The following is a 21,098-nucleotide window of genomic DNA, read 5'->3' as shown; positions in this document are numbered from 1 at the left end:
TTGACCCCGGTTGCGGAAGGAGAATGAGCCGATGGGCTTTGCAATCATGAGCATGACGGACGGTGCTGCGGCTCGCGTCAAAGCGATCGTCGAGAATTCTGGGCCTGATGCCAAGGGCGTGCGCGTCGGCATCAAGAAGGGCGGCTGCGCCGGGATGGAATATACCATCGACCTGGTGACCGAGCCCAATGCCAAGGACGACCTGATCGAGCGCGATGGTGCCAAAGTCTGGGTCGAGCCATCCGCGGCTCTTTACCTGCTCGGCACCGAAATGGGCTTTGAGACGACGACGCTGCGCTCCGGCTTCACCTTCACCAATCCGAACCAGACGTCGGCCTGCGGCTGCGGCGAATCCGTCGAGCTGAAGCCTGCCGATCTCGCGGCCCTTGCTGCCCAGCGCCAGGGTGAGCCGGCGCATTCCTGATAGCCGCGACTTTCAGGCTGGCGGGAAATTCTCAGGCAGCCAATTCTCGATGAAATTCGGGCGTGCTCAGTCGCGCTTGATGCTCATCAGCATTTCCCACATGTCAGCGCCGGTCTCGAAGACCACGGCGTTCGCCTTGTAGCTCTGCTCGGCTTCGGTCAGATCGGTCAGTTCAGTGGCCGGATCGACATCGGATGCCGTCGGGTCGACGAGGGCCTGGACGCCGCCTGATACAACGGAGGTGAGGCTGGTGTTCAGCCTTGTATAGCCCGGGGTGCTGCTGTTTGCGATGTTGTTGGCAATTGCGCCGACACGTGTGGTCTGCGCCCGCATTCCCGAAAGAGCAATGCTCGTAATACCCGATATGCTCATCAGCCGTTTCCCCAGAACTGGATGGTAACCTTCTAGCTGCGAGGGTTTAGGAAATGCTGAAGGCTTTGCGTTAGCAAAAGCCTTAGGTCAGGGCCTTGTGCCGTCGCCTCTGTTCAGGATCGGCACGGGACTATATCCAGGATAGGCGGCAGTGGAGCGCCTTTGCGACGATTTTCAAGTTCGATATGGTCCATGGCTATTCTCCAATGAAAGAACGCAAGGGGCAGAACACCAGCATTTGGCGGCTTTTCCTTGGGTTCGGTTAAGTTTTGACCGGCATTCGTACCGATCGGCAAAGTCTCTCTTTCCGCCGGACAGATCGCTTTGCTGTCCTTCGGTTCTTGAACCAGTCTCCAATGCGTGACCTGATGCCTGGGGCTTCGGTCACAGAGTGGCGTTCGGCTCCCGGTTTCCCATTCTCCTTGAGAAGCGCAACCCAGTTCTACCGGGCTCGCTAGACTGCCATCAGGACAACCGGGATATCGTCGACGCGCCTTCCATGGTGCTTTCGCCGCGCGGCTCGTAGGCGCGCTGGTCACGCAGGATCTGGAAGGTGATCGTCAAAAGCTTGCGCGCGATGGCAACCCGCGCCTTGTTTATTCCTTTGATCTTCAGATGCTCGTATTGGGCGCGCAGCTGTGGATCGCTGGCGATGGCAGGTGTTACCGCCTCGACGAAGGCCCAGCGCAGCCACTTGTTGCCCTGCTTGATGATCTTGCCGTGGAAGGTCTTGCCGCCGGAGGAATAGGTCGAGGGCACAAGCCCGGCATAGGCGGCAAGCTTCTTCGGTTGGCGGAACCGCGATATGTCGTCGATCTCCGCATCGATCAGCCGGGCGAAGAACTCGCCGATGCCGGGGATCGTCTTCAACAGCTTGACGTTGGCATTGGCCTTGGTCATCGCCCGGATCGTTGCTTCCGACTGTTTGATCCGCATGTCGATGTCGCCGATGAAGGCGAGACCACGGTCAATCTGGATGCGGTCGATCTCAGAGACGTTCACTTGAGCCAGCTGGACGCGGCCGGCCTTGCCAAACAGGTCGCCAAGCTTCTTCAATTGCGCCGTCTGCTCCGGATAGCGGTCGAACACCGTGACGATGCGGTTCTTGGTCATCGTGCGCAGCCGCACGTAAAACATCCGTTCGCGTAGCGCGACGCGAAGGTCCCGCGATCTCTCGCTTGGCGCCCAGGCTTCGGGTACCAGGTCGGCTCTGAGCAGATGTGCCAGCACCGTCGCGTCGATCTTGTCGGTCTTGATCTTGGCGTCGGCGATCGCCTTAACCTTCAGCGGATGGGCGAGAACGACATCATCACAAATGTCGTCGAGCCAGTCGTAGATCACCATCCAGTTGCGCGTCGCCTCGACAACCGCATGCGAGTTCTCCCGATAGCGTTCGAGAAACCCGCCGAGCGACTGTCGGTCGTTCTTCACCCGGCCGGATCTCAGCGTCTTGCCGCTGCTGTCCTGAACCACCAGGTGGCTGTAGGATTTGTGGTAGTCGACCCCGATATGGTATTCATAAGAGGCAGTCATGCTTCCAACTCCCTTATTGAGATCTTCGAAACCCCAATAAGATAAGCCGAAAGGCTGGAAGTGTGACTGTCCCTCGATCATCATCTGCATCTCAGTGATCCGTTCTCTCAACGGCCGCGGCCTCTTTCATGCCACCTCCTTGGCCGGAATGAACGGATTTCGGAATGGGGCGATCTGGTTGCGCGGCTGTCAGTTTTGCGTTCCTGTTCGCTGGCCTTGAAAGAATCGTCGAGCAGGTTTGAAATGCAGGACATTCAATGCTGGTGTAGCTGGGCCTATACTTCTGTCTAGGTTTCAACGGGCATGACGAGGTTGGGACAGGATCAACAAGATCATCCCCAATACCTATGTATAGTTTCGTCGCCTGCTATCGGGACGGTAAGGTCTGGGTGTCTCTCGGAAGTGACTTCCATGTGGAGACCGGCACCGCGAATGTGCCGATAGACATCGGCATGTCCCCTCCCGCGCCGAAGTCTCGTGGATCCGATGATCCGCCAGGACCGCTCCGCCGCCCATCGGAGCGGTCCGATCTTTTTTAAGAGGATGTCCGCGCCATCTATCGCATGGCATCCCTTTGCATTGATAATGGGCTGACCCTCGGCGGATTTGTGGAGCAGGTGATGACCAAGAAGCGGCCGAAAGGCATCGAGAAATACACGGCCCCCGCCGGCGGCTGGGGTGCACTCAAAGCCGTTGCCGAAACCCTTGCGCGCCAGCAGGTCATTGCGCAGGGGGCTGCGACGCTGCTGAAAGCCAATCAGCCCGAGGGCTTCGATTGTCCGGGCTGCGCTTGGCCCGATCCCAAACATACGAGTTCGTTCGAGTTCTGTGAAAATGGCGCCAAGGCGATCACCTGGGAATCCACGGCGAAACGTGCCGGGCCCGACTTTTTCGCGGCGCATACGGTCGCCGAACTGTGGCAATGGAACGACCATCAGTTGGAAGACCAGGGCCGCCTGACGCACCCGCTGGTCTATGATCACGCCAGCGACCGTTACCTGCCGATCGGCTGGGAGGAAGCCTTCACGCTGATCGGCGCGGAACTGCGCAAACTGCCCGATCCTGACATGGCTGAATTCTACACATCGGGACGCGCCTCGAACGAGGCTGCATTCCTGTTCCAGCTTTTCGTCAGGGCCTACGGCACCAACAATTTTCCCGACTGCTCGAACATGTGCCATGAGGCAACCAGCGTCGGCCTGCCACACTCGATCGGGGTCGGGAAGGGCACGGTGACCCTCGAAGATTTCGATCATGCCGATGCGATCTTCAGCTTCGGCCACAATCCTGGCACCAACCACCCGCGGATGATGACCACTCTGCATGATGCCGCGAGGCGCGGCGTCCCGATCGTGGTCTTCAATCCCCTGAAAGAACGCGCGCTCGAGAAATTTGCGGCACCGCAGAACCCGGTGGAAATGGCGACGATGTCTTCGACGCCGATCGCATCGGCTTATCATCAGCTGCGCACCGGCGGGGATCTCGCTGCCCTCAAGGGCCTGATGAAGCGGATATTCGAGCGCGACGATGCCGATATCGCGGCAGGCGGCAAAGGCTTTCTCGACCGGGAATTCATCGAAGCCCACACGATCGGACTGGAGGCTCTCAAGGCCGATATTGCAAAGACGGAGTGGGTGTCGATCCTGAAGAGATCAGGACTGACGCTCGAAGCGCTCGACAGCGCCGTTGATGTCTATCTCAACGCCCGCAATGTCATCCTCTGCTATGGCATGGGCATCACCCAGCACAGCCACGGCACCGCCAATGTCCAGCAGCTTGCCAACTTCCTGATGTTGCGGGGAAATATCGGCCGCCGGGGTGCTGGTATCTGCCCGCTGCGGGGGCATTCGAACGTTCAAGGTGACCGGACCGTCGGGATCACCGAGATCCCCAACAAGGCGCTTCTCGATGGTATGGAGAAGGCCTTCAGTTTCCGCCCGCCCGAGGAGAAAGGCCATAATGCCATCGAGGCCATCGAGGCGATCATCGAAGGCCGGTCGAAGGCGCTTGTCTGTCTCGGCGGCAATCTCGCCGTCGCCATATCCGATCCGGAGGCGACGTTCGAAGGTATGCGCAAGCTCGACCTTGCGGTCCATCTCGCGACAAAACCCAATCGCTCGCATCTGCTGATCGCCCGAAACTCCATCATCCTTCCTGTCCTCGGTCGTACTGATCAAGACATTCAGAAGACGGGACCACAATCGGTGACCGTCGAGGATTCCATGTCGATGGTGCACGCCTCACGCGGCTTTCTGAAGCCGCCCGGCGACGAACTAAGGTCCGAACCGGCCATTATCGCCGGCATCGCCAAGGCAACGCTCGGCGCCAAATACGATATCGATTGGGACGGGATGGTCGCTGACTACAACCGCATTCGGGAAAAGATCGAGGTGGTCTTTCCCGATTTCCATGATTTCAACACAAGGGTCAGGAAACCCGGCGGTTTCCGGCTCACGGTGGCCGCCTCCGATCGGCAATGGCGCACGCCCTCGGGAAAAGCGCAGTTCCTCATCGCGCCTGGACTGGAGGAAGATCCGCGCCTTGCAGACGCAGACACACTGGTTCTGACAACGCTGCGCAGTCACGACCAGTACAACACGACAATCTACAGCCTTGACGACCGCTATCGAGGTGTCTTCGGCCGCCGTGACGTGATCTTCATGAACAGCGGGGATCTCTCCGCACGCGGCCTCGCCGACGGCGACAAGGTCGATATCGAGTCGGTCGCTGAAACCGGCAGCAGGGCGGTCAAAGGCTTCACCGCAGTGGCCTACGACATCCCTGTTGGCTCCATCGCCGGATATTATCCCGAGATGAACAGGGTCATCGCGCTTGGTGATTACGACCGGAGATCGGGAACGCCTGCCTACAAGGGCGTGCCGGTAAAGGTGCAGAAGTCCGCGTGAGGTCAGGCAAGCGGACTGGCCTGGCGGGCTCGGCTACCGCGACGCCACCCAGTCGTGCCAGTCGCTTTCGTTGCCGTTGAACACGTTGAGATCGATCTTGCCGTCGACGCCATCGGAAAGGCCGGAGCCGGAATACTGCCAGAAGAGCCACTTGCGGCCCGGATAAACCTTGGAGGGATGAGCGGCGACCGAGCGCAGCCAGAAGGGATAGTCGAGCAGTTGACCCTTCAAATTGTCGCGGTAGAAGTCCGGCGCCGTGTAGATGATCGGGCGTTGGCCGTAATAGCGCTCCAGCTTGTCCATGAAGACCTGCATCTTTTCCCGGACACGTGCAGGCGAGATGCGCCTCTTGCAGCTCGATTCGCCGTTCCATTCAACGTCGATGACGGGTGGAAGAGCGTTGGCTTCCCTCGGCACGTTGCGGATGAACCAGTCGGCCTGTTCGCCGGCTGTCCGGCACCAGTAGAAGAAGTGATAGGCGCCGTGTTTCAGGCCGGCTTCCTTGGCCCGGCGCCAGTTTTTCTTGAACATCGGATCGAGGTGATCGCCGCCGTCGGTGGCCTTGATGTAGACGAAGTTCGCGCCTTGCCGCCGCAACGTCTCCCAGTCGATCTCGCCCTGCCAGCGCGACACGTCGACTCCGTGGACGGCTAGCTTTCTCGGCGAGGTGGAGCCGAAGTTGATCGGCTTGGCATCGCGGAACCGGTGGCCGTAAATTTGTCCGCGGGTCGGCGACCTCGTGCCGACATCGGGCATTGTATTGCCGGTGGGATTGGTCGGCATCAGCAGGGCGACCGGCTTTTCCGTCGGCATCGGCATGCCGACCGGCCTGTCTGCGGGCACGAGCGCCTGCGGCTCTGGAACCTCTCCTGTCCAGCTCAACGCCTGCTGCGGCGGGCTTGCCTGGGGCGCAGGATCGCCCACGGCGGCAGCCGGTATCGGGCCGCTCGGCTGGGTGATGGCGTTGGTCGTTTCCCGCGACGGTACGGGGGTGAGCACATCTTCGGCGCCAGAACTTGCGGCGCATCCCGACAGGATCAAGGCGGCGAGGAGGATTGCTGGCACAGCCGATGGACGCATAAGAACCTGCACGCAAAACAAGGGACCGACGATGATCCATGTTGATGGAAGCCACTTTATGAATTGCTAACAGAGACTTGCTAAGAAAGGTTAAATTTGATCCTTTGGCCCAAAAGGCATGCAGCCCTTCCCAACCTGTGGAAGGGGCTTTGCCTAACACTGCCACTTAGCCGCCTCGGCGTCGCTTTCCACCAGCGGGCAGCTGCAGATCAGGTTGCGGTCGCCATAGACATTGTCGACGCGGTTGACCGGCGATCAGTATTTGTCGACGCGGAAGGCGTCGGGCGAGAAGCTGGCCTGTTCGCGGCTATGGGGGCGATCCCAATCGCCGACGAGGTTTTTCCAGCTTGTGCGCGGAGATCCTCCATGTCGATGTTGCCATTCTTGCGCAACTCCATCTGAGACGGCCGTGCCGGATGGTACGACAGCCTCAGCGACTGGCTTTCATGCCCGCTATCAGAATATCGATGAGTTGCCTTGCCGCATCCCGCCAGGCGGGGCTACAGCTGATGCTCGCGCCGCCCGCTAGGGCGCGCAGGATATCGAGCGGGTCCATCGCCAGACGGATTTCACCGGTGGCGACTGCGCGATCCACCAGCAGATTGACGGCACCTATGATCAAATCGGCAGAATCGGCATAGAGCTCGGAGGTGCCGCCGACCAAAGAATCCAGCACCTCGGACATGCCGTGTTTCGTCACGACATAATCCACGAACTGCACCAGCCACAGGCGAAGCGCTTCGACAGGCGGATGTGTATCGGCAAGACTTTTGGCGGCAGCGGCAAGCTGCGTCGTCTCGTTGCGGTAGATGGCGGAAACCAGTGCATCGCGCGTCGGGAAATGGCGATAGAGCGTGCCGATGCCGACGCCCGCGATGCGGGCGATTTCCTCCAGGCTGGCGCTGGAACCCTTGTCGGCAAAGACGGTCTTTGCCGTTTCCATCAGCAGAAGACGATTGCGTTCGGCATCCGCACGCGGCTTTCGGACGGTGGGTCCGTCACTTTTTTCAGCCATTTCCGAGAAGTCCCCTTGATAACCGGAGGCGCCCTCCATATTTATCTGGAGGCATCCTCCTTTTATTTCATTTGAGGCCGGCGGGCAATGGTCCACCAGCCCGGAGCGGTGCGTCCATAATCAAGGAGATAATCATGAGTGGACTTTTTGGCGCGACATCAACCACCGATGAGGTGCTCGCCGGCGTCGATCTCAAGGGCAAGCGAGTTCTGGTGACGGGTGTTTCGGCCGGCCTCGGCGTGGAAACCGCGCGCGTGCTGGCAGCCCATGGAGCGCAGGTGGTGGGTACGGCACGTGACCTTGCAAAGGCGGGGGTGGCAACGGAAGTCGTGCGCGCCGGTGCGGCCAATGGCGGCAGCCTGGATATCGTCGAGCTTGATCTTGCCTCTCTGGCAAGCGTGCGCGCCTGCGCCGATGCGCTCATTTCGGATGGCCGCCCCTTCGATGTCGTCATTGCCAATGCCGGCGTGATGGCCGCTCCCTTCGGCCGCACCGCCGATGGCTTCGAAACGCAGTTTGGCACCAACCATCTCGGTCATTTCGTGCTGGTCAACCGCATCGCACCGCTCGTCAAATCGGGCGGCCGAGTGGTGATCGTCGCATCCTCGGCCCATCGCATGGCGCCCTTTAGCCTCGACGACCTCAATTTCGAGAGCAAGACCTATGAGCCCTGGGCGGCCTATGCCCAGTCGAAAACCGCAAATATCCTGTTCGCAGTGGAACTCGACCGGCGCCTCAAGGAGCGCGGCATCCGTGTAACGGCACTGCATCCCGGCGGCATCCAGACCGAACTCGACCGTCATCTCGACCCTAATATGATCGAAGGCATGATAACGCAGATCAACGCAGCACTCGCCGCCGAGGGCAAGCCGTCCTTCCGGTGGAAGACGATTCCTCAGGGTGCGGCTACCTCCGTCTGGGCAGGTTTCGTCGCCCCGGCAGACGCGGTCGGCGGCAAATATTGCGAGAATTGCCACATCTCCGAAGTGACGGATGCGGAGATCAGCCCGATTTCCGAAGGCGTGCGCACCTACGCGCTCGATCCCGAGACGGCCAGGGCATTGTGGGCCAAAAGCGAGGATATGGTCGGCGAGCGCTTCTAGGCCGTAAACCGGCACGCTTCGACGCTGATAGAGAGCAGGGGAACTGGGAAACTGGTGCCCCTGCCGAGGAGTTGAACCTGGATCGGCGGCTAACCAGACACCTGCTCTGACGTTGAGCTACGTAGGGCGTAGCATGTTATGCCAGAGATGACGTTCGCAGGCGAACGGAGCTTCGAGAGACGGTTAGAGGCTGAGGTTAACCGCGCATCTCTATCAGAATTAGAAAAGCCCCTTCCATGATGGAAGGGGCTCGGATTGTTCGGCCCTTCGCTACAGCATCGGCCTTGACCGCTATTCCGCTGCCTCGGCGTAACTTTCCACCGGCGGGCAGGTGCAGATCAAGTTGCGGTCGCCATAGACGTTGTCGACGCGGTTGACCGGTGACCAGTATTTGTCGACGCGGAAGGCGCCGGGCGGGAAGCAGGCCTGTTCTCGGCTGTAAGGACGATCCCATTCGCCGACGAGGTCTTCCACGGTGTGCGGGGCGTTCTTCAGCGGGTTGTTCACCTTGTCCATGCGGCCATCCTCGATGGCGCGGGCTTCCTCGCGGATCGCCAGCATCGCCTCGCAGAAGCGGTCGAGTTCGGCCTTGGTCTCGCTTTCCGTCGGCTCGATCATCAGCGTGCCGGCGACCGGCCAGCTCATGGTCGGCGCGTGGAAGCCACAGTCGATCAGGCGCTTGGCGACGTCGTCGACCGTGACGCCCGAGCTGTCGACCAGCGGACGGGTGTCGATGATGCATTCATGCGCGACGCGGCCGGCAGCCGACTTGTAGAGCACGTCATAGGCGCCCTTCAGCCGGGTGGCGATATAGTTGGCGTTGAGGATCGCCACCTTGGTCGCCTGCGTCAGGCCTTCGCCGCCCATCATGAGGCAATAGCTCCAGGAGATCGGCAGGATCGAGGCGGAGCCGAAGGCGGCGGCCGAGACCGCACCCGAACGGCCGTCGGTTTCGGGATGGCCAGGCAGGTAGGGAGCCAGATGCGCCTTGACACCGATCGGGCCCATGCCGGGTCCGCCGCCGCCATGCGGGATGCAGAAGGTCTTGTGCAGATTGAGATGCGAAACGTCGGAGCCGATGTCACCGGGGCGAGACAGACCGACCATGGCATTCATGTTGGCGCCGTCGAGATAGACCTGGCCGCCATGCTCGTGCACCAGATCGCAGATCTCCTTGACGGTCTCCTCGAAGACGCCATGCGTCGAAGGGTAGGTGATCATGCAGCAGGAGAGGTTTGCCGCATGCTGCTCCGCCTTGGCGCGGAAATCGTCAAGATCGATATCGCCATTTTCGCGCACCTTGACGACGACGACCTTCATGCCGACCATCTGGGCCGAGGCCGGGTTGGTGCCATGCGCAGAGGTCGGGATCAGGCAGACGTCACGATGGCCGTCGCCATTGGCGATATGATAGTTGCGGATCGTCAGCAGGCCGGCATATTCGCCCTGCGCGCCGGAATTCGGCTGCATGGAGAAGGCGTCGTAGCCGGTGACGGCGCAGAGCTTTTCGATCAGGTCGTCGATCATCTCGCGGTAGCCGAGCGCCTGGTCGGCCGGCACGAAGGGATGGATGTCGGAAAACTCCGGCCAGGTGATCGGCAGCATTTCCGCCGTCGCATTGAGCTTCATCGTGCAGGAGCCGAGCGGGATCATCGAGCGGTCGAGCGCCAGATCCCGATCGGACAGCCGGCGGATGTAACGCGTCATCTCGCTTTCGGCACGGTTCATGTGGAAGATCGGATGGGTGAGGTAATCGCTGGTTCTGAGCAGGCCCTTCGGCAGGCGGTAGGAGGGCTCGAAATCGGCGATAGTGAAATTGCCACCAAAGGCGCGCCAAACGGCTTCGAGCGTCGCCGGCCGGGTGCGTTCGTCGAGGCTCATGCCGATCCCGGTTTCGCCGACCTTGCGCAGATTGACGCCTTCGGCGACGGCGGCACGCAGGATGAGGCCTTGCATGTGGCCGACATCGACGGTGATCGTGTCGAAAAAGGTGTCGGGTTCGACCTTATAACCGAGCTTTTCCAGGCCCTTGGCCATCAGCACGGCTTTCTGGTGCACTTGCTGGGCGATCGCCTTGATGCCCTTCGGGCCGTGGAAGACAGCGTACATCGAGGCCATGACGGCAAGCAGCACCTGGGCGGTGCAGATGTTCGACGTCGCCTTCTCACGGCGGATATGCTGTTCGCGGGTCTGCAGCGACAGGCGATAGGCGCGGTTGCCGCGGGCATCGACGGAGACGCCGACGAGGCGGCCGGGCATGGAGCGCTTGATGGCATCCTTGACCGACATGTAGGCTGCATGCGGGCCGCCGTAACCGACCGGGACACCGAAGCGCTGCGAGGAGCCGACGGCGATATCGGCACCCATTTCACCGGGCGATTTCAACAATGTCAGTGCCAGGATATCGGCGGCGACGATTGATATGGCGCCCGCCTGGTGCAGGCGCGCGATCAGGCCGGTAAAATCATGCACGTGACCATGCGTGCCGGGATACTGGAAGATCGCGCCGAAGACATCGACAGGATCGAGATCTGTGAAGGGATTGCCGACGATGACGCTCCAGCCGAGCGGCTCGGCGCGGGTGCGGATGAGGGCGATGGTCTGCGGATGGCAGTCGGCATCGACGAAGAAGGCCTTTGCCTTCGACTTGGCGACGCGCTCGGCAATCGCCATGCCTTCGGCGGCGGCGGTTGCCTCGTCGAGCAGCGAGGCGTTGGCGACGTCGAGGCCGGTGAGGTCGCAGATCATCGTCTGGTAGTTCAGGAGCGCTTCCAGGCGGCCCTGGCTGATCTCCGGCTGGTAAGGCGTATAGGCGGTGTACCAGGCCGGGTTTTCCAGGATGTTGCGCTGGATGACCGGCGGTGTGATCGTGCCGTAATAACCCTGGCCGATCAGCGAGACCAGCACCTTGTTCTTGTTGGCGGTCTCGCGCAGCTTGTCGAGCGCCTCGCGCTCGGTCATCGGCGCGCCCCAGACGAGCGGCGCCTTCTGGCGGATCGAGGGCGGCAGCGTCGCGTCGATCAGGCCGTCGAGGCTGTTGTAGCCGATCACCTTCAGCATGTCGGTCATCTCGGCCGGCGAGGGGCCGATATGACGGCGATTGGCGAAATCGTAAGGCTGATAGTCGGTGAACTGGAATTCTGTCGGCGTCGTCATTACGCAGTGAGCTCCTTGTAGGCCGCTTCGTCGAGCAGACCATCGGCGTCGGCAGCATTTGCAAGCTTCAGCTTGAAGAACCAGCCAGCGCCCTGAGGATCGGAATTGACCAGCGACGGATCTGCAACGATGGCCGGATTGACCTCGGTGATCTCGCCATCAAGTGGACAATAGACGTCGGAAGCAGCCTTGACCGATTCAACGGTCGCGGCATTGCCGTTCTTGGAGAAGGTTGCGCCGACTTCCGGGAGTTCGACGAAAACCAGGTCGCCGAGCTGATCGACGGCATAAGTGGTGATGCCGACCGTCGCAACGCCGCCTTCGATCTTCAGCCATTCGTGTTCTTCGGTAAATTTCAGCATTGTTCGTCCTCTCTGGAAAAGGTTTAGCGTTTGTAGGTCGGTGTGACGAAGGGCAGGGCGCTGACGGTGGTCGGCAGATATTTGCCGCGCACCTCGGCATAGACCAATGTGCCTGCGGCAGCATGGGAGACCGGCACGTAGCCCATGGCGACGGGGCCTTCAACGCTGGGGCCGAAGCCGCCCGAGGTGACCTCGCCGATTTCGATCTTGCCCTCGGCATCGGCATAGAGCTTGGCATGGCCGCGCACCGGCGCCTTGCCTTCCGGCTTCAGGCCGACGCGGCGGCGCGCAGCACCGTTTTCGAGTTCGGACAGGATGCGGCCAGAGCCCGGGAAGCCGCCGGCGCGCGCGCCGTTGCCGCGCCTTGCCTTCTGCATGGCCCATTCCAGCGCCGCCTCGACCGGCGAGGTGGTCGTGTCGATATCGTTGCCGTAGAGGCAGAGGCCGGCTTCGAGGCGCAGCGAATCGCGGGCGCCGAGGCCGATCGCCTGAACGTCCGGATGTTCGAGCAACCGCATGGTGACATCCTCGGCCTTGTCGACGGGGATCGAAATCTCGAAGCCGTCCTCGCCGCTATAGCCGGAGCGTGAGACCAGACAGGAAACATCGTGCAGGCGGCAATGGCGCACGTCCATGAATTTCATCGCCGCGACGTCGGCCCAGAGCTCGGCAAGAACTTCGACCGCGCGCGGTCCCTGTAGCGCGATCAAAGCGCGATTGAGGAGCGTGATGTCGCAGCGGTCGCCGATATGGGCCTGCAGATGAGCGAGATCGGCCTCCTTGCAGGAAGCGTTGACGACGATGAAAAGGTGATCGTCGAGATGAGTGATCATCAGATCATCGAGGATGCAGCCGGTATCGTCGGTGAAGAAGCCATAACGCTGGCGGCCTTCGGCAAGGCCGAGGATATCGACCGGCACCAGGCTTTCGAGCGCCAGCGCCGCATCCTCGTAGCTGCCAGATTTCGCCTTCACGATGACCTGGCCCATGTGGGAGACATCGAAGAGGCCGGCTTCGGCGCGGGTATGAAGATGCTCCTTCATGACGCCTGCGGGGTATTGCACCGGCATGTCGTAACCCGCGAACGGCACCATGCGGGCGCCGAGCGAAAGATGCAGGGCATGCAGCGGGGTTTTCTTCAGGGCAGCAGTATCGTCCAAAAGACGCCTCCGGGGTTTGCGCCTTCTCACGAAGGCGCGGGCTCAAATCTGAAGGCGCGGCTGCGCACTTCTCTCCTGAGCCCCCTCTGTCCCTTTGCCTGAGATTGTTATCCCTTCGGCGAGCGTTTTGAGAACGCTTCTCTCCAGAGTTCCGTCTGCCCCTTGCTGGTCCTTTTGCCTGAGAGTTTCCGGGGCGGTTGCTCCTTCGGCACCGGTGGCGAAAGCACCGGCTTCTCCCAACAAGGTTGGCGCAATTATCCGGCGGGTGCGGCGCTTGGCAAGGCCAAATGTCGTGACTGGACAATTTTTTGTCGCCATATCCCGGCCAAGCCCTGATCTGCGGCAAATCTGCTTTTGCATTCCGTGGGGAAACCGGCTATCGCGACATGCTTTTGAAGGGGATCTCATGCGGCAGACCGGACTGAAAGCGACGCTCTTCCTGCGCATGCTTTGCGCATTGAGCCTGCTTTTGCTTGGCCTCGCCCATCAGGCACCTCAGGCTGTCGCCTCCGAAGGCTACGATGCAGCGGCCTATGTGCTGCCTGACGGTACCTTCGCCTCGCTCTGCGTCACCGTGAAGGACACCGACGGCAAGACCGTCGCCTTCAAGCCGAATTGCGAAGCCTGCCGGCTGTCGGCCTCCGTCATCCTGCCGGCGCCGGATGCGGGCTCCTGGCTCGAGCGCAAGCTCGCCGCGCTGATCAACGCGCCGATCGAAACTTCAGCCGTTGCCAGCGTAAGCGCCGTCAGCCGGCCGAATTCCCGCGCACCTCCCGTCCTCGCCTGATCTGCTTCCGCAACCCATGATGCAGCATGCCGGTCCGCCCGAGAGAGGTCCGTGGCCGGCGAGGAGATATCCGATGAAAACTATCAAGACATTTGGCAAGACATTCGGGCTTGCCGCCGTTCTTTCCGCGACCGCTTTTGCCAGTGCCGAGGCGCATGTGACCTTCCTCGACAGAGAGGCGAAGCAGGACAGCACCATTCTTGCCACGCTGCAGGTGCCGCACGGCTGCGACGGCAAGGCGACCACGGAAGTGCGGGTCAAGCTGCCGGAAGGCTTCGTCTTCGCCAAGCCGCAGCCGAAGGCAGGCTGGGAGCTCGAGGTGATTAAAGGCGACTACCAGAAGACCTACGACAATCACGGCGACAAGGTGAAGACGGGCGCGATCGAAGTGCGCTGGAAGAACGGCAATCTCTCCGACGATTTCTACGATACTTTCGTCATCCAGGGTAAAGTGTCAGGAGTCGAGGCCGGCACCTCGCTCGCCTTTCCGGTGACGCAGATGTGCGGCGATACGGTCACGGCCTGGGATCAGGTGGCAAAGGAAGGTGGCGACGCGCATGGACTGAAAAGCCCGGCGCCGCTGTTGAAGGTCGTCGCCGGCGAAGACCATGGTCACGACCATGACGATATGGCAGGCATGGACATGTCCGGCATGTCCGGCATGTCCGCTGCCGCACCGGCTGGCGAAACGGTCAAGGCCGGCGATCTCGAAATTTCCGGCGGCTTCGCCAAGGCAATGCTGCCCGGCCAGCCGGTCGGCGGCGGCTTTTTCACGGTGAAAAACAACGGCAAGACGGACGATCGCTTGCTGTCCGTGACGTCGCCTGTATCAGGCGAAGTTCAGATCCACGAGATGGAGACCAAGGACAACGTCATGCGGATGCGCCAGCTGAAGGACGGCATCGCCATCGCCGCTGGCGAGACGGTCAAGCTTGAGCCCGGCAACCTGCACCTGATGTTCCAGAAGGTGAAGACGCCGTTCAAGCAGGGAGACACGGTGCCGGTGACGCTGACCTTCGAAAGGGCCGGCAAGGTCGATCTGGTCCTGCAGGTGCTCTCCGCTCAAGGCAAGTGAGAGCAGCGATTCAAAGTGCTACAGCGTCCTTTGCGCGTCTGGAAAGACGCGCGGCGCTGTAGTTAAAAAAAGCCCGCGACAGCAATCGCAGTCGCGGGCTTTCGTTTGGAAGGCGATCGCCTCAGAAGTCTTCGTAGGATCGCAGCGCCTGTTTCAGGCCGGACTGCGGCTGGCGGTTGCCCTTCGCCATCAAGTCGAGCGCAACTTCGGTTGACTGGATGATGCTGGAGGGCTCGTCTATTTCCTCAGTGCCTTCGGCCTTCAACTGCCGGTCGGCAACCCGCCGTGCGTCGCGCGCCGCAGTGCTCGTCGCGACACGCTGCGGGATTCGGAGCGACTCGAAAGCAACAGCGGCGGTGTTGGCCGATATGGACAGGAGCTGGGTCATGCCAGTCACCGTATCGGCATGATCTTGGCGCCATCATAAGAAAATCATTGGCATTTTACAAAATGGTAAGAATTCATATGAGCTCGATTGGAATCACTTTCGCAACGCGGTAAATCCGGCTCATGATCCAGGCTCTCCTTGTCGCCTTCGGCGGCGCTATCGGTTCCGTTCTCAGATATTACGTCGGTCAGTGGACGCTACGTCTCATGGGGCCGGCCTTTCCCTGGGGAACGCTTGCCGTCAATGTTGTCGGCTGCTTCGTCATTGGCGTCTTCGCCGAGCTGATCGCGCGGAAGTTTAACGCCTCGACGGAACTGCGCCTTTTGCTGATCACCGGCTTCCTCGGTGGCTTCACCACTTTTTCGGCCTTCTCGCTGGATGCCATCTCGCTATTCGAACGCGGCGAGGCTGTTGCCGGCGGCATTTATATCGCTGCGAGCGTCGGACTATCGATGGCGGCCGTCATCGCAGGCCTTGCTGTCATGCGCGCTTTGGCCTGATCTCTTTTCCGGTTTCCGTTTTGCGTGAAAATGCTCTAAAGGCTGCGGCAAGAACGCCGGCTTGGCCCGCGCAGCAATTTCCGAAAGATTTTTTATGGCTGGCATTGAACATATCAAGGTTGAACCCGACGAAGCCGGCATGCGGCTCGATCGCTGGTTCAAGGTACACTTTCCGGGGCTCGGTTTCGGCCCGCTGCAGAAGCTGCTGCGCTCCGGCCAGGTGCGCGTCGACGGCGGACGTGTCAAATCGGATGCGCGCGTGCAGCCCGGCCAGACGGTGCGCGTGCCGCCGCTGGATGTCGATGCCAAGCTGAAGTCAGGACCGATCGCCGGCAAGGATCTCAAGCATTCGACGGATTTCGAACTGCTGTCGCGCATGGTGCTGCATGAGGACGAAAAGGTGATCGTGCTCAACAAGCCACCCGGTCTTGCCGTGCAGGGCGGTTCCGGCGTCGCCAGGCATATCGACCAGATGCTCGAAGCCTGGACCAGCCCGAAGGGCGAGAAGCCGCGGCTCGTCCACCGTCTCGACCGCGATACGTCTGGTGTTCTCGTCATCGCCCGCACCCGCGGTGCCGCACAGAAGCTGACGGCGGCCTTCCGCGAGCGCGATACCAAGAAGACCTACTGGGCGCTGGTCAAGGGCGTGCCACGCAAACACGAGGACAAGATCTCGACCTGGCTGGTGAAGGAGCCGACGGCCGACGGCGACCGCATGCGTATCGCCAAACACGGCGAGGATGGAGCAGATCACGCCGTTTCCTTCTATCGTGTGCTCGAAACCGCCGCCCAGAACCTCGCCTGGCTGGAGATGGAACCCTATACCGGCCGGACCCATCAGCTGCGCGTCCATGCCCTGCATATCGGCCATCCGATCATCGGCGATCCGAAATATTTCGACGACGATCCGAATTGGGATTTTCCAGGCGGTGTCCAGAAGAAGCTGCATCTGCACGCGCGTCACATCGACATCCCGCATCCCTCCGGCGGGCGCCTGCGCATCAGTGCGCCGCTGCCGTCGCATATGGTGCAGACCTGGAATCTTCTCGGCCTCGATCTCGCCAACGCCGAAAGGGACGCCGAATGAAACTGGCGCTTTTCGATTGCGATGGCACACTGGTCGATAGCGCCGGTCTGATCCATGAAACCATGCGCAGGACCTTCGATAAGTTCGGCAAGTCGGAACCACGCTTTGAAGACACCAAGGCCATTATCGGCCTGTCCCTCGATATTGCGATTGCCCGCATGCAGGGCAGGCAGCATGTGGAGCAGGATGACATCGACATGACGGCGCATTACAAATCGCTGTTCTCGATCGTGCGTCAGGATCTCGATTACAAGGAGCCGCTGTTTCCCGGCATCCGTGAGATGATCGACGCGATCAGCGGGCGCGATGACCTGCTGATCGGCGCGGTGACGGGCAAATCCCGCCGCGGGCTCAAGCTCGTGATGGAGACACATGGTTTCGACGCGCATTTCATCGTCGCACGCACCGCCGACGATTGCCCCTCCAAGCCGCATCCAGCCATGGTGACGGAATGCTGCGATGAAACCGGCATGAATGCTGCCGACACCATTGTCATCGGCGATGCGGTTTACGATATGCAGATGGCAAAGGCTGCCGGCGCCAAGGCGATCGGCGTTGCCTGGGGTTATGCCAGCGTGGATGAGCTGATCGCCAACGGCGCTGATGCGATCGCCTACCATCCGAACGAGATATTGCGTCATTTTTCTTGAGGTGAGCCCATGCGCGATCTGCTGAACGACCTTTCCGAAGGCCTGAGCCATCCCGATCCCATCCGCCGCGCGCAGATTCAGATGAAGAAGCCGCTGCCCAAGCGCTTCTATACCGACGTCTCCGTTGCCGAACACGAGGGCGGTTTTGCGATCACGCTCGACGGCAAGATGGTGCGCACGCCGGCACGGCAGGTTCTCGCCGTTCCGACCGAGGCGCTCGCGCAGCTTGTCGCTGCCGAATGGCAGGCGCAGGGCGAGGAGATCAATCCCGTGAGCATGCCGGTAACGCGGCTCGTCAACACCGCACTCGACGGCGTTGCCGCCAACGCGCAGGCGATCTTCGAGGATATCCTGCGCTTTTCTTCCAGCGACCTCATCTGCTACCGAGCGGGGGAGCCGGAACTTCTGGTCGAACGCCAGGCCGAGCACTGGGATCCCGTGATCGACTGGGCGGCGAATGATCTCGGCGCCCGGTTCATCCTCGTCGAAGGGGTGATGCCTCAGGAGCAGCCGCGCGAGGCGACTGCCGCCTTCGCCGTCACGCTCGCGAGATATGATAGCCCGATGGCACTTGCAGCGCTCCACACGGTCACCACGCTGACCGGCTCGGCGATCCTGGCGCTCGCCTTCGCCGAGGGCCGGGTAACGACTGAGGAGGCCTGGTCGCTTGCCCATCTCGACGAGGATTGGACGATCGAGCATTGGGGCAGCGACGAGGAAGCCGAGGAGCGGCGGGCCAAGCGCTTTGCCGAGTTCAAAGCGGCAGCGGATGTTTTTTTCGCCCTAAGCGCCTGAAACATATTGCCTTCCAATGCATTATGACGAAGTCTGCGACTCCAACGGGGTGGTGCGGGATTTTGCAATGAATTGGCTGAGGTCGTGTTTTTGCCGGGCCGCACTTGTCTGTATCGCGCTTACGGCCTGCGTCGGCCTCTCGGCCACCAAGCCGGAGGCACCGGTCTATGATGTGCGCAGCGCCGTCGTTCTCTCCGGTCCGAACATGCCGGCCGAGCTGCTTTCCGGCATCAACGACCGCGTCAACGCCGCGATCAACGCCACCGTGCGCGACACCGTGCTGCCGCGGGTGGTGCTGACGATCCGCGTGGTTTCCATCCAAAAGGGCCTCGGCTTCCAGAAGGACCGCAACGTCGCCAAGATCAGCATCGACGCGGCCTCGGTCGAGGACGGCTCGGTCATCGCCGTCAGCGCCTTCGACGTGACCAGCATTGCTGCTGATCCCAAGCTTGCCGACGAGATCCTGGCCGAGGACGTCGCGGCAAGGATACGCTCGGTTTTCTCACTCAGCGGGCGCGGGCGCTAAATAGTTAGAACATGATGTTGTCCGAAAACCGCGCTCACTTTTCGGCATCATGCTCTAGCGCATAATCCAACCGCCGGATTGCCGCCCGCAGCGGCGAGGGAGATTACATGAAGGAAATTCTCGAGGAACTGGAACGGCGCCGCGGCATTGCCCGCCTTGGCGGCGGCGAAGCACGCATCGACGCCCAGCACAAACGCGGCAAGCTGACGGCGCGCGAGCGTATTGACCTCTTCCTCGATGAGGGCTCCTTCGAGGAATTCGACATGTTTGTCGAACATCGCTCCACCGATTTCGGCATGGATAAGAGCCGGATTGCCGGCGACGGCGTCGTCACCGGCTGGGGCACGGTCAATGGCCGCACGGTGTTCGTCTTCGCCAAGGACTTCACCGTCTTCGGCGGCTCGCTATCGGAAGCGCATGCCGAGAAGATCATGAAGGTGCAGGACATGGCGCTGAAGAACCGCGCGCCGATTGTCGGTATCTATGATGCGGGCGGCGCCCGTATCCAGGAGGGCGTGGCGGCTCTCGGCGGTTATGCCGAGGTATTCCAGCGCAATGTGCTCGCCTCCGGCGTCATTCCGCAGATCTCGGTGATCATGGGTCCTTGCGCCGGCGGCGACGTTTATTCGCCTGCGATGACAGATTTCATTTTCATGGTGCGTGATACCTCCTACATGTTCGTCACCGGTCCCGATGTGGTGAAAACCGTGACCAACGAGACGGTGACGGCCGAAGAACTCGGCGGCGCCGTGGTGCATACGGTGCGCTCGTCGATTGCCGATGGCGCCTATGACAATGACGTCGAAACGCTCTTGCAGGTACGGCGGCTGATCGATTTCCTGCCGCTGTCAAATACCGCGCCGCTGCCCGAGATCGAATGTTACCAGTCGGTGACAGAGATCGACACCTCGCTTGACACGCTGGTGCCGGCGAGTTCCAACAAGCCTTACGACATCAAGGAACTGATCCGGAAGGTGGCGGACGAGGGGGATTTCTTCGAGATCCAGGCGAGTTTTGCCGGAAATATCGTCTGCGGCTTCGGCCGCGTCGAAGGCTCCACCGTCGGTTTCGTCGCCAACCAGCCGATGGTGCTGGCCGGCGTGCTCGACAGTGACGCATCGCGCAAGGCGGCCCGTTTCGTGCGCTTCTGCGACTGCTTCAACATTCCAATCGTCACCTTCGTCGACGTGCCGGGTTTCCTGCCGGGTACGGCGCAGGAATATGGCGGCCTCATCAAACACGGCGCCAAGCTGCTCTTTGCCTATGCCGAGGCGACGGTGCCGAAGCTCACCGTCATCACCCGCAAGGCTTTCGGCGGCGCCTATGACGTGATGGCGTCGAAGCATCTGCGCGGTGATCTCAACTATGCTTGGCCGACGGCGCAGATCGCCGTGATGGGCGCCAAGGGCGCCGTCGAGATCATCTTCCGCAAGGATATCGCCGATCCCGAAAAGATCGCCGCCCATACGAAAATGTATGAGGACCGGTTCCTCTCGCCCTTCGTTGCCGCCGAGCGTGGTTATGTCGACGAGGTGATCATGCCGCATTCCACCCGGCGGCGGCTGGCGCGCGGGCTGAAGATGCTGCGCAACAAGGATCTCGCCAATCCGTGGAAGAAACACGACAACATCCCGCTTTAACGTTTTCCGCCGAACAAAGCTGCGCGATCGGGTGTTTACCCGCTGTCGAAAAAGTGAACGGCCGTCAGCGATCCGTGTGTTCAATCCTTGCGAGGGACAGGCTAACGCTCGGCTCTTATTGTTTTAATGGAGAGGTTTAATGTCAACTTTCGAGCGTCTTTCTGCCTATCGCCCCTATGGGCTGGCCGCTCTCAGAATCATCACCGCGCTGCTGTTCATCGAACACGGCACGATGAAGCTTTTCGCTTTCCCGGCTGCGCAGATGGCCGGCCCGCTGCCGCCGCTGATGCTTTTCGCCGCCCTTCTTGAGCTTATCGGCGGTATCCTCATTCTCGTCGGCCTGCTGACGCGCCCTGTCGCCTTCCTCCTCGCCGGTGAAATGGCCGTCGCCTATTTCATGGCGCATGCTCCGAACAGCTTCTTCCCGGCCGTCAACCAGGGTGACGCCGCGATCCTGTTCTGCTTCGTCTTCCTCTACCTGTTCTTCTCCGGTCCCGGCGCTTTTGCCGTCGATAACCGCAAGACAGCCTGAACGATAG

Annotated in this window: 20 protein-coding genes, 1 pseudogene and 1 riboswitch; of the genes and pseudogenes, 12 read left to right on the top strand and 9 right to left on the bottom strand. The window is 61.1% G+C overall.

Annotation, left to right across the window (positions count from 1 at the left end; all coding sequences use genetic code 11):
• The first annotated feature begins 31 nt into the window (after positions 1–31).
• Positions 32–424: a Fe-S cluster assembly scaffold SufA gene (gene sufA / locus ACD590_RS10565; protein WP_018072227.1), complete on the top strand. Its 393-nt coding sequence runs from the start codon at positions 32–34 to the stop codon at positions 422–424.
• 66 nt (positions 425–490) lie between these two features.
• Here the strand turns inward: sufA and ACD590_RS10560 are convergent, their stop codons facing one another.
• Both ACD590_RS10560 and ACD590_RS10555 read right to left on the bottom strand, forming a co-directional pair.
• Positions 491–796 (bottom strand): flagellar basal body rod protein FlgC, encoded by a 306-nt coding sequence (locus ACD590_RS10560; RefSeq protein WP_028733774.1) that lies wholly within the window; start codon positions 794–796, stop codon positions 491–493.
• Between the two features lie 465 nt (positions 797–1,261).
• Positions 1,262–2,329 (bottom strand): IS110 family transposase, encoded by a 1,068-nt coding sequence (locus ACD590_RS10555; protein WP_222284184.1) that lies wholly within the window; start codon positions 2,327–2,329, stop codon positions 1,262–1,264.
• Positions 2,330–2,949: 620 nt separating this feature from the next.
• Between ACD590_RS10555 and ACD590_RS10550 the strand changes: the two genes are divergently transcribed.
• A complete protein-coding gene (locus ACD590_RS10550; RefSeq protein WP_439002528.1) occupies positions 2,950–5,235 on the top strand; it encodes an FdhF/YdeP family oxidoreductase in 2,286 nt (761 codons plus the stop codon).
• A gap of 33 nt (positions 5,236–5,268) precedes the next feature.
• On the opposite strand, the gene ACD590_RS10545 is transcribed toward ACD590_RS10550, so the two are convergent.
• From ACD590_RS10545 to ACD590_RS10535, 3 genes and pseudogenes are all read right to left on the bottom strand, one after another.
• Positions 5,269–6,315 carry a glycoside hydrolase family 25 protein gene (locus tag ACD590_RS10545; RefSeq protein ID WP_115157502.1) on the bottom strand — a complete coding sequence of 349 codons (1,047 nt, stop codon included), beginning with the start codon at positions 6,313–6,315 and terminating at the stop codon, positions 5,269–5,271.
• 153 nt (positions 6,316–6,468) lie between these two features.
• Positions 6,469–6,657: pseudogene (locus tag ACD590_RS10540) on the bottom strand (hypothetical protein); the annotation flags it as partial.
• Positions 6,658–6,745: 88 nt separating this feature from the next.
• Positions 6,746–7,369, bottom strand: a complete 624-nt coding sequence (locus tag ACD590_RS10535; RefSeq protein ID WP_115157503.1) for a TetR/AcrR family transcriptional regulator — start codon at positions 7,367–7,369, stop codon at positions 6,746–6,748.
• Positions 7,370–7,464: 95 nt separating this feature from the next.
• Between ACD590_RS10535 and ACD590_RS10530 the strand changes: the two genes are divergently transcribed.
• Entirely contained in the window at positions 7,465–8,433 is a 969-nt protein-coding gene (locus ACD590_RS10530) for an SDR family NAD(P)-dependent oxidoreductase (RefSeq protein WP_115157504.1), read from the top strand.
• 291 nt (positions 8,434–8,724) lie between these two features.
• Here ACD590_RS10530 and gcvP read toward each other — a convergent pair whose 3' ends face one another.
• Genes gcvP through gcvT form a run of 3 tightly spaced genes read right to left on the bottom strand, consistent with a single transcriptional unit; the run spans position 8,725 to position 13,111 of the window.
• Positions 8,725–11,589, bottom strand: a complete 2,865-nt coding sequence (gene gcvP, locus ACD590_RS10525; RefSeq protein ID WP_018242158.1) for an aminomethyl-transferring glycine dehydrogenase — start codon at positions 11,587–11,589, stop codon at positions 8,725–8,727.
• Complete coding sequence (gene gcvH, locus ACD590_RS10520) at positions 11,589–11,951, bottom strand: glycine cleavage system protein GcvH (RefSeq protein ID WP_017994172.1); 363 nt, start codon at positions 11,949–11,951, stop codon at positions 11,589–11,591. Before gcvH ends, gcvP begins: the two co-directional genes overlap by 1 nt.
• A gap of 23 nt (positions 11,952–11,974) precedes the next feature.
• Complete coding sequence (gene gcvT / locus ACD590_RS10515) at positions 11,975–13,111, bottom strand: glycine cleavage system aminomethyltransferase GcvT (protein ID WP_115157506.1); 1,137 nt, start codon at positions 13,109–13,111, stop codon at positions 11,975–11,977.
• 156 nt (positions 13,112–13,267) lie between these two features.
• Positions 13,268–13,360, bottom strand: a riboswitch (glycine riboswitch).
• Positions 13,361–13,517: 157 nt separating this feature from the next.
• Between gcvT and ACD590_RS10510 the strand changes: the two genes are divergently transcribed.
• The gene (locus ACD590_RS10510) at positions 13,518–13,898 is read left to right on the top strand and encodes a hypothetical protein (RefSeq protein WP_018445234.1); all 381 of its coding nucleotides are present in this window, start codon (positions 13,518–13,520) and stop codon (positions 13,896–13,898) included.
• Between the two features lie 73 nt (positions 13,899–13,971).
• On the top strand, positions 13,972–14,973 hold the full coding sequence (locus tag ACD590_RS10505; protein ID WP_439020860.1) for a DUF1775 domain-containing protein: 1,002 nt from the start codon (positions 13,972–13,974) through the stop codon (positions 14,971–14,973).
• A gap of 121 nt (positions 14,974–15,094) precedes the next feature.
• Here the strand turns inward: ACD590_RS10505 and ACD590_RS10500 are convergent, their stop codons facing one another.
• Positions 15,095–15,361: a hypothetical protein gene (locus ACD590_RS10500; protein ID WP_018242153.1), complete on the bottom strand. Its 267-nt coding sequence runs from the start codon at positions 15,359–15,361 to the stop codon at positions 15,095–15,097.
• A gap of 122 nt (positions 15,362–15,483) precedes the next feature.
• Between ACD590_RS10500 and crcB the strand changes: the two genes are divergently transcribed.
• The 7 genes from crcB to ACD590_RS10465 all read left to right on the top strand — a co-directional run bounded on the left by crcB (position 15,484) and on the right by ACD590_RS10465 (position 21,091).
• Positions 15,484–15,861 (top strand): fluoride efflux transporter CrcB, encoded by a 378-nt coding sequence (gene crcB / locus ACD590_RS10495; protein WP_018242152.1) that lies wholly within the window; start codon positions 15,484–15,486, stop codon positions 15,859–15,861.
• A gap of 94 nt (positions 15,862–15,955) precedes the next feature.
• Complete coding sequence (locus ACD590_RS10490; RefSeq protein ID WP_439002526.1) at positions 15,956–16,948, top strand: RluA family pseudouridine synthase; 993 nt, start codon at positions 15,956–15,958, stop codon at positions 16,946–16,948.
• Positions 16,945–17,598 carry an HAD-IA family hydrolase gene (locus ACD590_RS10485; RefSeq protein ID WP_439002525.1) on the top strand — a complete coding sequence of 218 codons (654 nt, stop codon included), beginning with the start codon at positions 16,945–16,947 and terminating at the stop codon, positions 17,596–17,598. Before ACD590_RS10490 ends, ACD590_RS10485 begins: the two co-directional genes overlap by 4 nt.
• A gap of 9 nt (positions 17,599–17,607) precedes the next feature.
• Entirely contained in the window at positions 17,608–18,393 is a 786-nt protein-coding gene (locus ACD590_RS10480) for an ATP12 family chaperone protein (protein ID WP_334544354.1), read from the top strand.
• 67 nt (positions 18,394–18,460) lie between these two features.
• Positions 18,461–18,919: a hypothetical protein gene (locus tag ACD590_RS10475; RefSeq protein WP_168319113.1), complete on the top strand. Its 459-nt coding sequence runs from the start codon at positions 18,461–18,463 to the stop codon at positions 18,917–18,919.
• Positions 18,920–19,026: 107 nt separating this feature from the next.
• The gene (locus tag ACD590_RS10470; RefSeq protein ID WP_018445240.1) at positions 19,027–20,559 is read left to right on the top strand and encodes an acyl-CoA carboxylase subunit beta; all 1,533 of its coding nucleotides are present in this window, start codon (positions 19,027–19,029) and stop codon (positions 20,557–20,559) included.
• Between the two features lie 139 nt (positions 20,560–20,698).
• Positions 20,699–21,091 carry a DoxX family protein gene (locus ACD590_RS10465; RefSeq protein ID WP_018242146.1) on the top strand — a complete coding sequence of 131 codons (393 nt, stop codon included), beginning with the start codon at positions 20,699–20,701 and terminating at the stop codon, positions 21,089–21,091.
• Positions 21,092–21,098: the final 7 nt, after the last annotated feature.

Origin of the sequence: Rhizobium sp. 862_C5_N1_2 (assembly GCF_051811205.1) — a bacterium.
Taxonomy (GTDB): domain Bacteria; phylum Pseudomonadota; class Alphaproteobacteria; order Rhizobiales; family Rhizobiaceae; genus Rhizobium; species Rhizobium leguminosarum.
The sequence above is the reverse complement of the archived record's forward strand: the minus strand, read 5'-3'. Positions and strand labels throughout refer to the sequence as shown.

Excerpts from the sequence above, each read along its gene's own strand:
- ACD590_RS10535 (WP_115157503.1), bottom strand. The coding sequence starts at position 7,369 with ATGGAGGGCGCCTCCGGTTATCAAGGGGACTTCTCGGAAATGGCTGAA.
- ACD590_RS10550 (WP_439002528.1), top strand. The coding sequence starts at position 2,950 with ATGACCAAGAAGCGGCCGAAAGGCATCGAGAAATACACGGCCCCCGCC.
- crcB (WP_018242152.1), top strand. The coding sequence starts at position 15,484 with ATGATCCAGGCTCTCCTTGTCGCCTTCGGCGGCGCTATCGGTTCCGTT.
- ACD590_RS10475 (WP_168319113.1), top strand. The coding sequence starts at position 18,461 with ATGAATTGGCTGAGGTCGTGTTTTTGCCGGGCCGCACTTGTCTGTATC.
- sufA (WP_018072227.1), top strand. The coding sequence starts at position 32 with ATGGGCTTTGCAATCATGAGCATGACGGACGGTGCTGCGGCTCGCGTC.
- ACD590_RS10510 (WP_018445234.1), top strand. The coding sequence starts at position 13,518 with ATGCGGCAGACCGGACTGAAAGCGACGCTCTTCCTGCGCATGCTTTGC.
- ACD590_RS10505 (WP_439020860.1), top strand. The coding sequence starts at position 13,972 with ATGAAAACTATCAAGACATTTGGCAAGACATTCGGGCTTGCCGCCGTT.
- ACD590_RS10555 (WP_222284184.1), bottom strand. The coding sequence starts at position 2,329 with ATGACTGCCTCTTATGAATACCATATCGGGGTCGACTACCACAAATCC.
- ACD590_RS10560 (WP_028733774.1), bottom strand. The coding sequence starts at position 796 with ATGAGCATATCGGGTATTACGAGCATTGCTCTTTCGGGAATGCGGGCG.
- gcvP (WP_018242158.1), bottom strand. The coding sequence starts at position 11,589 with ATGACGACGCCGACAGAATTCCAGTTCACCGACTATCAGCCTTACGAT.
- gcvH (WP_017994172.1), bottom strand. The coding sequence starts at position 11,951 with ATGCTGAAATTTACCGAAGAACACGAATGGCTGAAGATCGAAGGCGGC.
- ACD590_RS10545 (WP_115157502.1), bottom strand. The coding sequence starts at position 6,315 with ATGCGTCCATCGGCTGTGCCAGCAATCCTCCTCGCCGCCTTGATCCTG.
- ACD590_RS10480 (WP_334544354.1), top strand. The coding sequence starts at position 17,608 with ATGCGCGATCTGCTGAACGACCTTTCCGAAGGCCTGAGCCATCCCGAT.
- ACD590_RS10465 (WP_018242146.1), top strand. The coding sequence starts at position 20,699 with ATGTCAACTTTCGAGCGTCTTTCTGCCTATCGCCCCTATGGGCTGGCC.
- ACD590_RS10490 (WP_439002526.1), top strand. The coding sequence starts at position 15,956 with ATGGCTGGCATTGAACATATCAAGGTTGAACCCGACGAAGCCGGCATG.
- ACD590_RS10485 (WP_439002525.1), top strand. The coding sequence starts at position 16,945 with ATGAAACTGGCGCTTTTCGATTGCGATGGCACACTGGTCGATAGCGCC.
- ACD590_RS10500 (WP_018242153.1), bottom strand. The coding sequence starts at position 15,361 with ATGACCCAGCTCCTGTCCATATCGGCCAACACCGCCGCTGTTGCTTTC.
- ACD590_RS10470 (WP_018445240.1), top strand. The coding sequence starts at position 19,027 with ATGAAGGAAATTCTCGAGGAACTGGAACGGCGCCGCGGCATTGCCCGC.
- ACD590_RS10530 (WP_115157504.1), top strand. The coding sequence starts at position 7,465 with ATGAGTGGACTTTTTGGCGCGACATCAACCACCGATGAGGTGCTCGCC.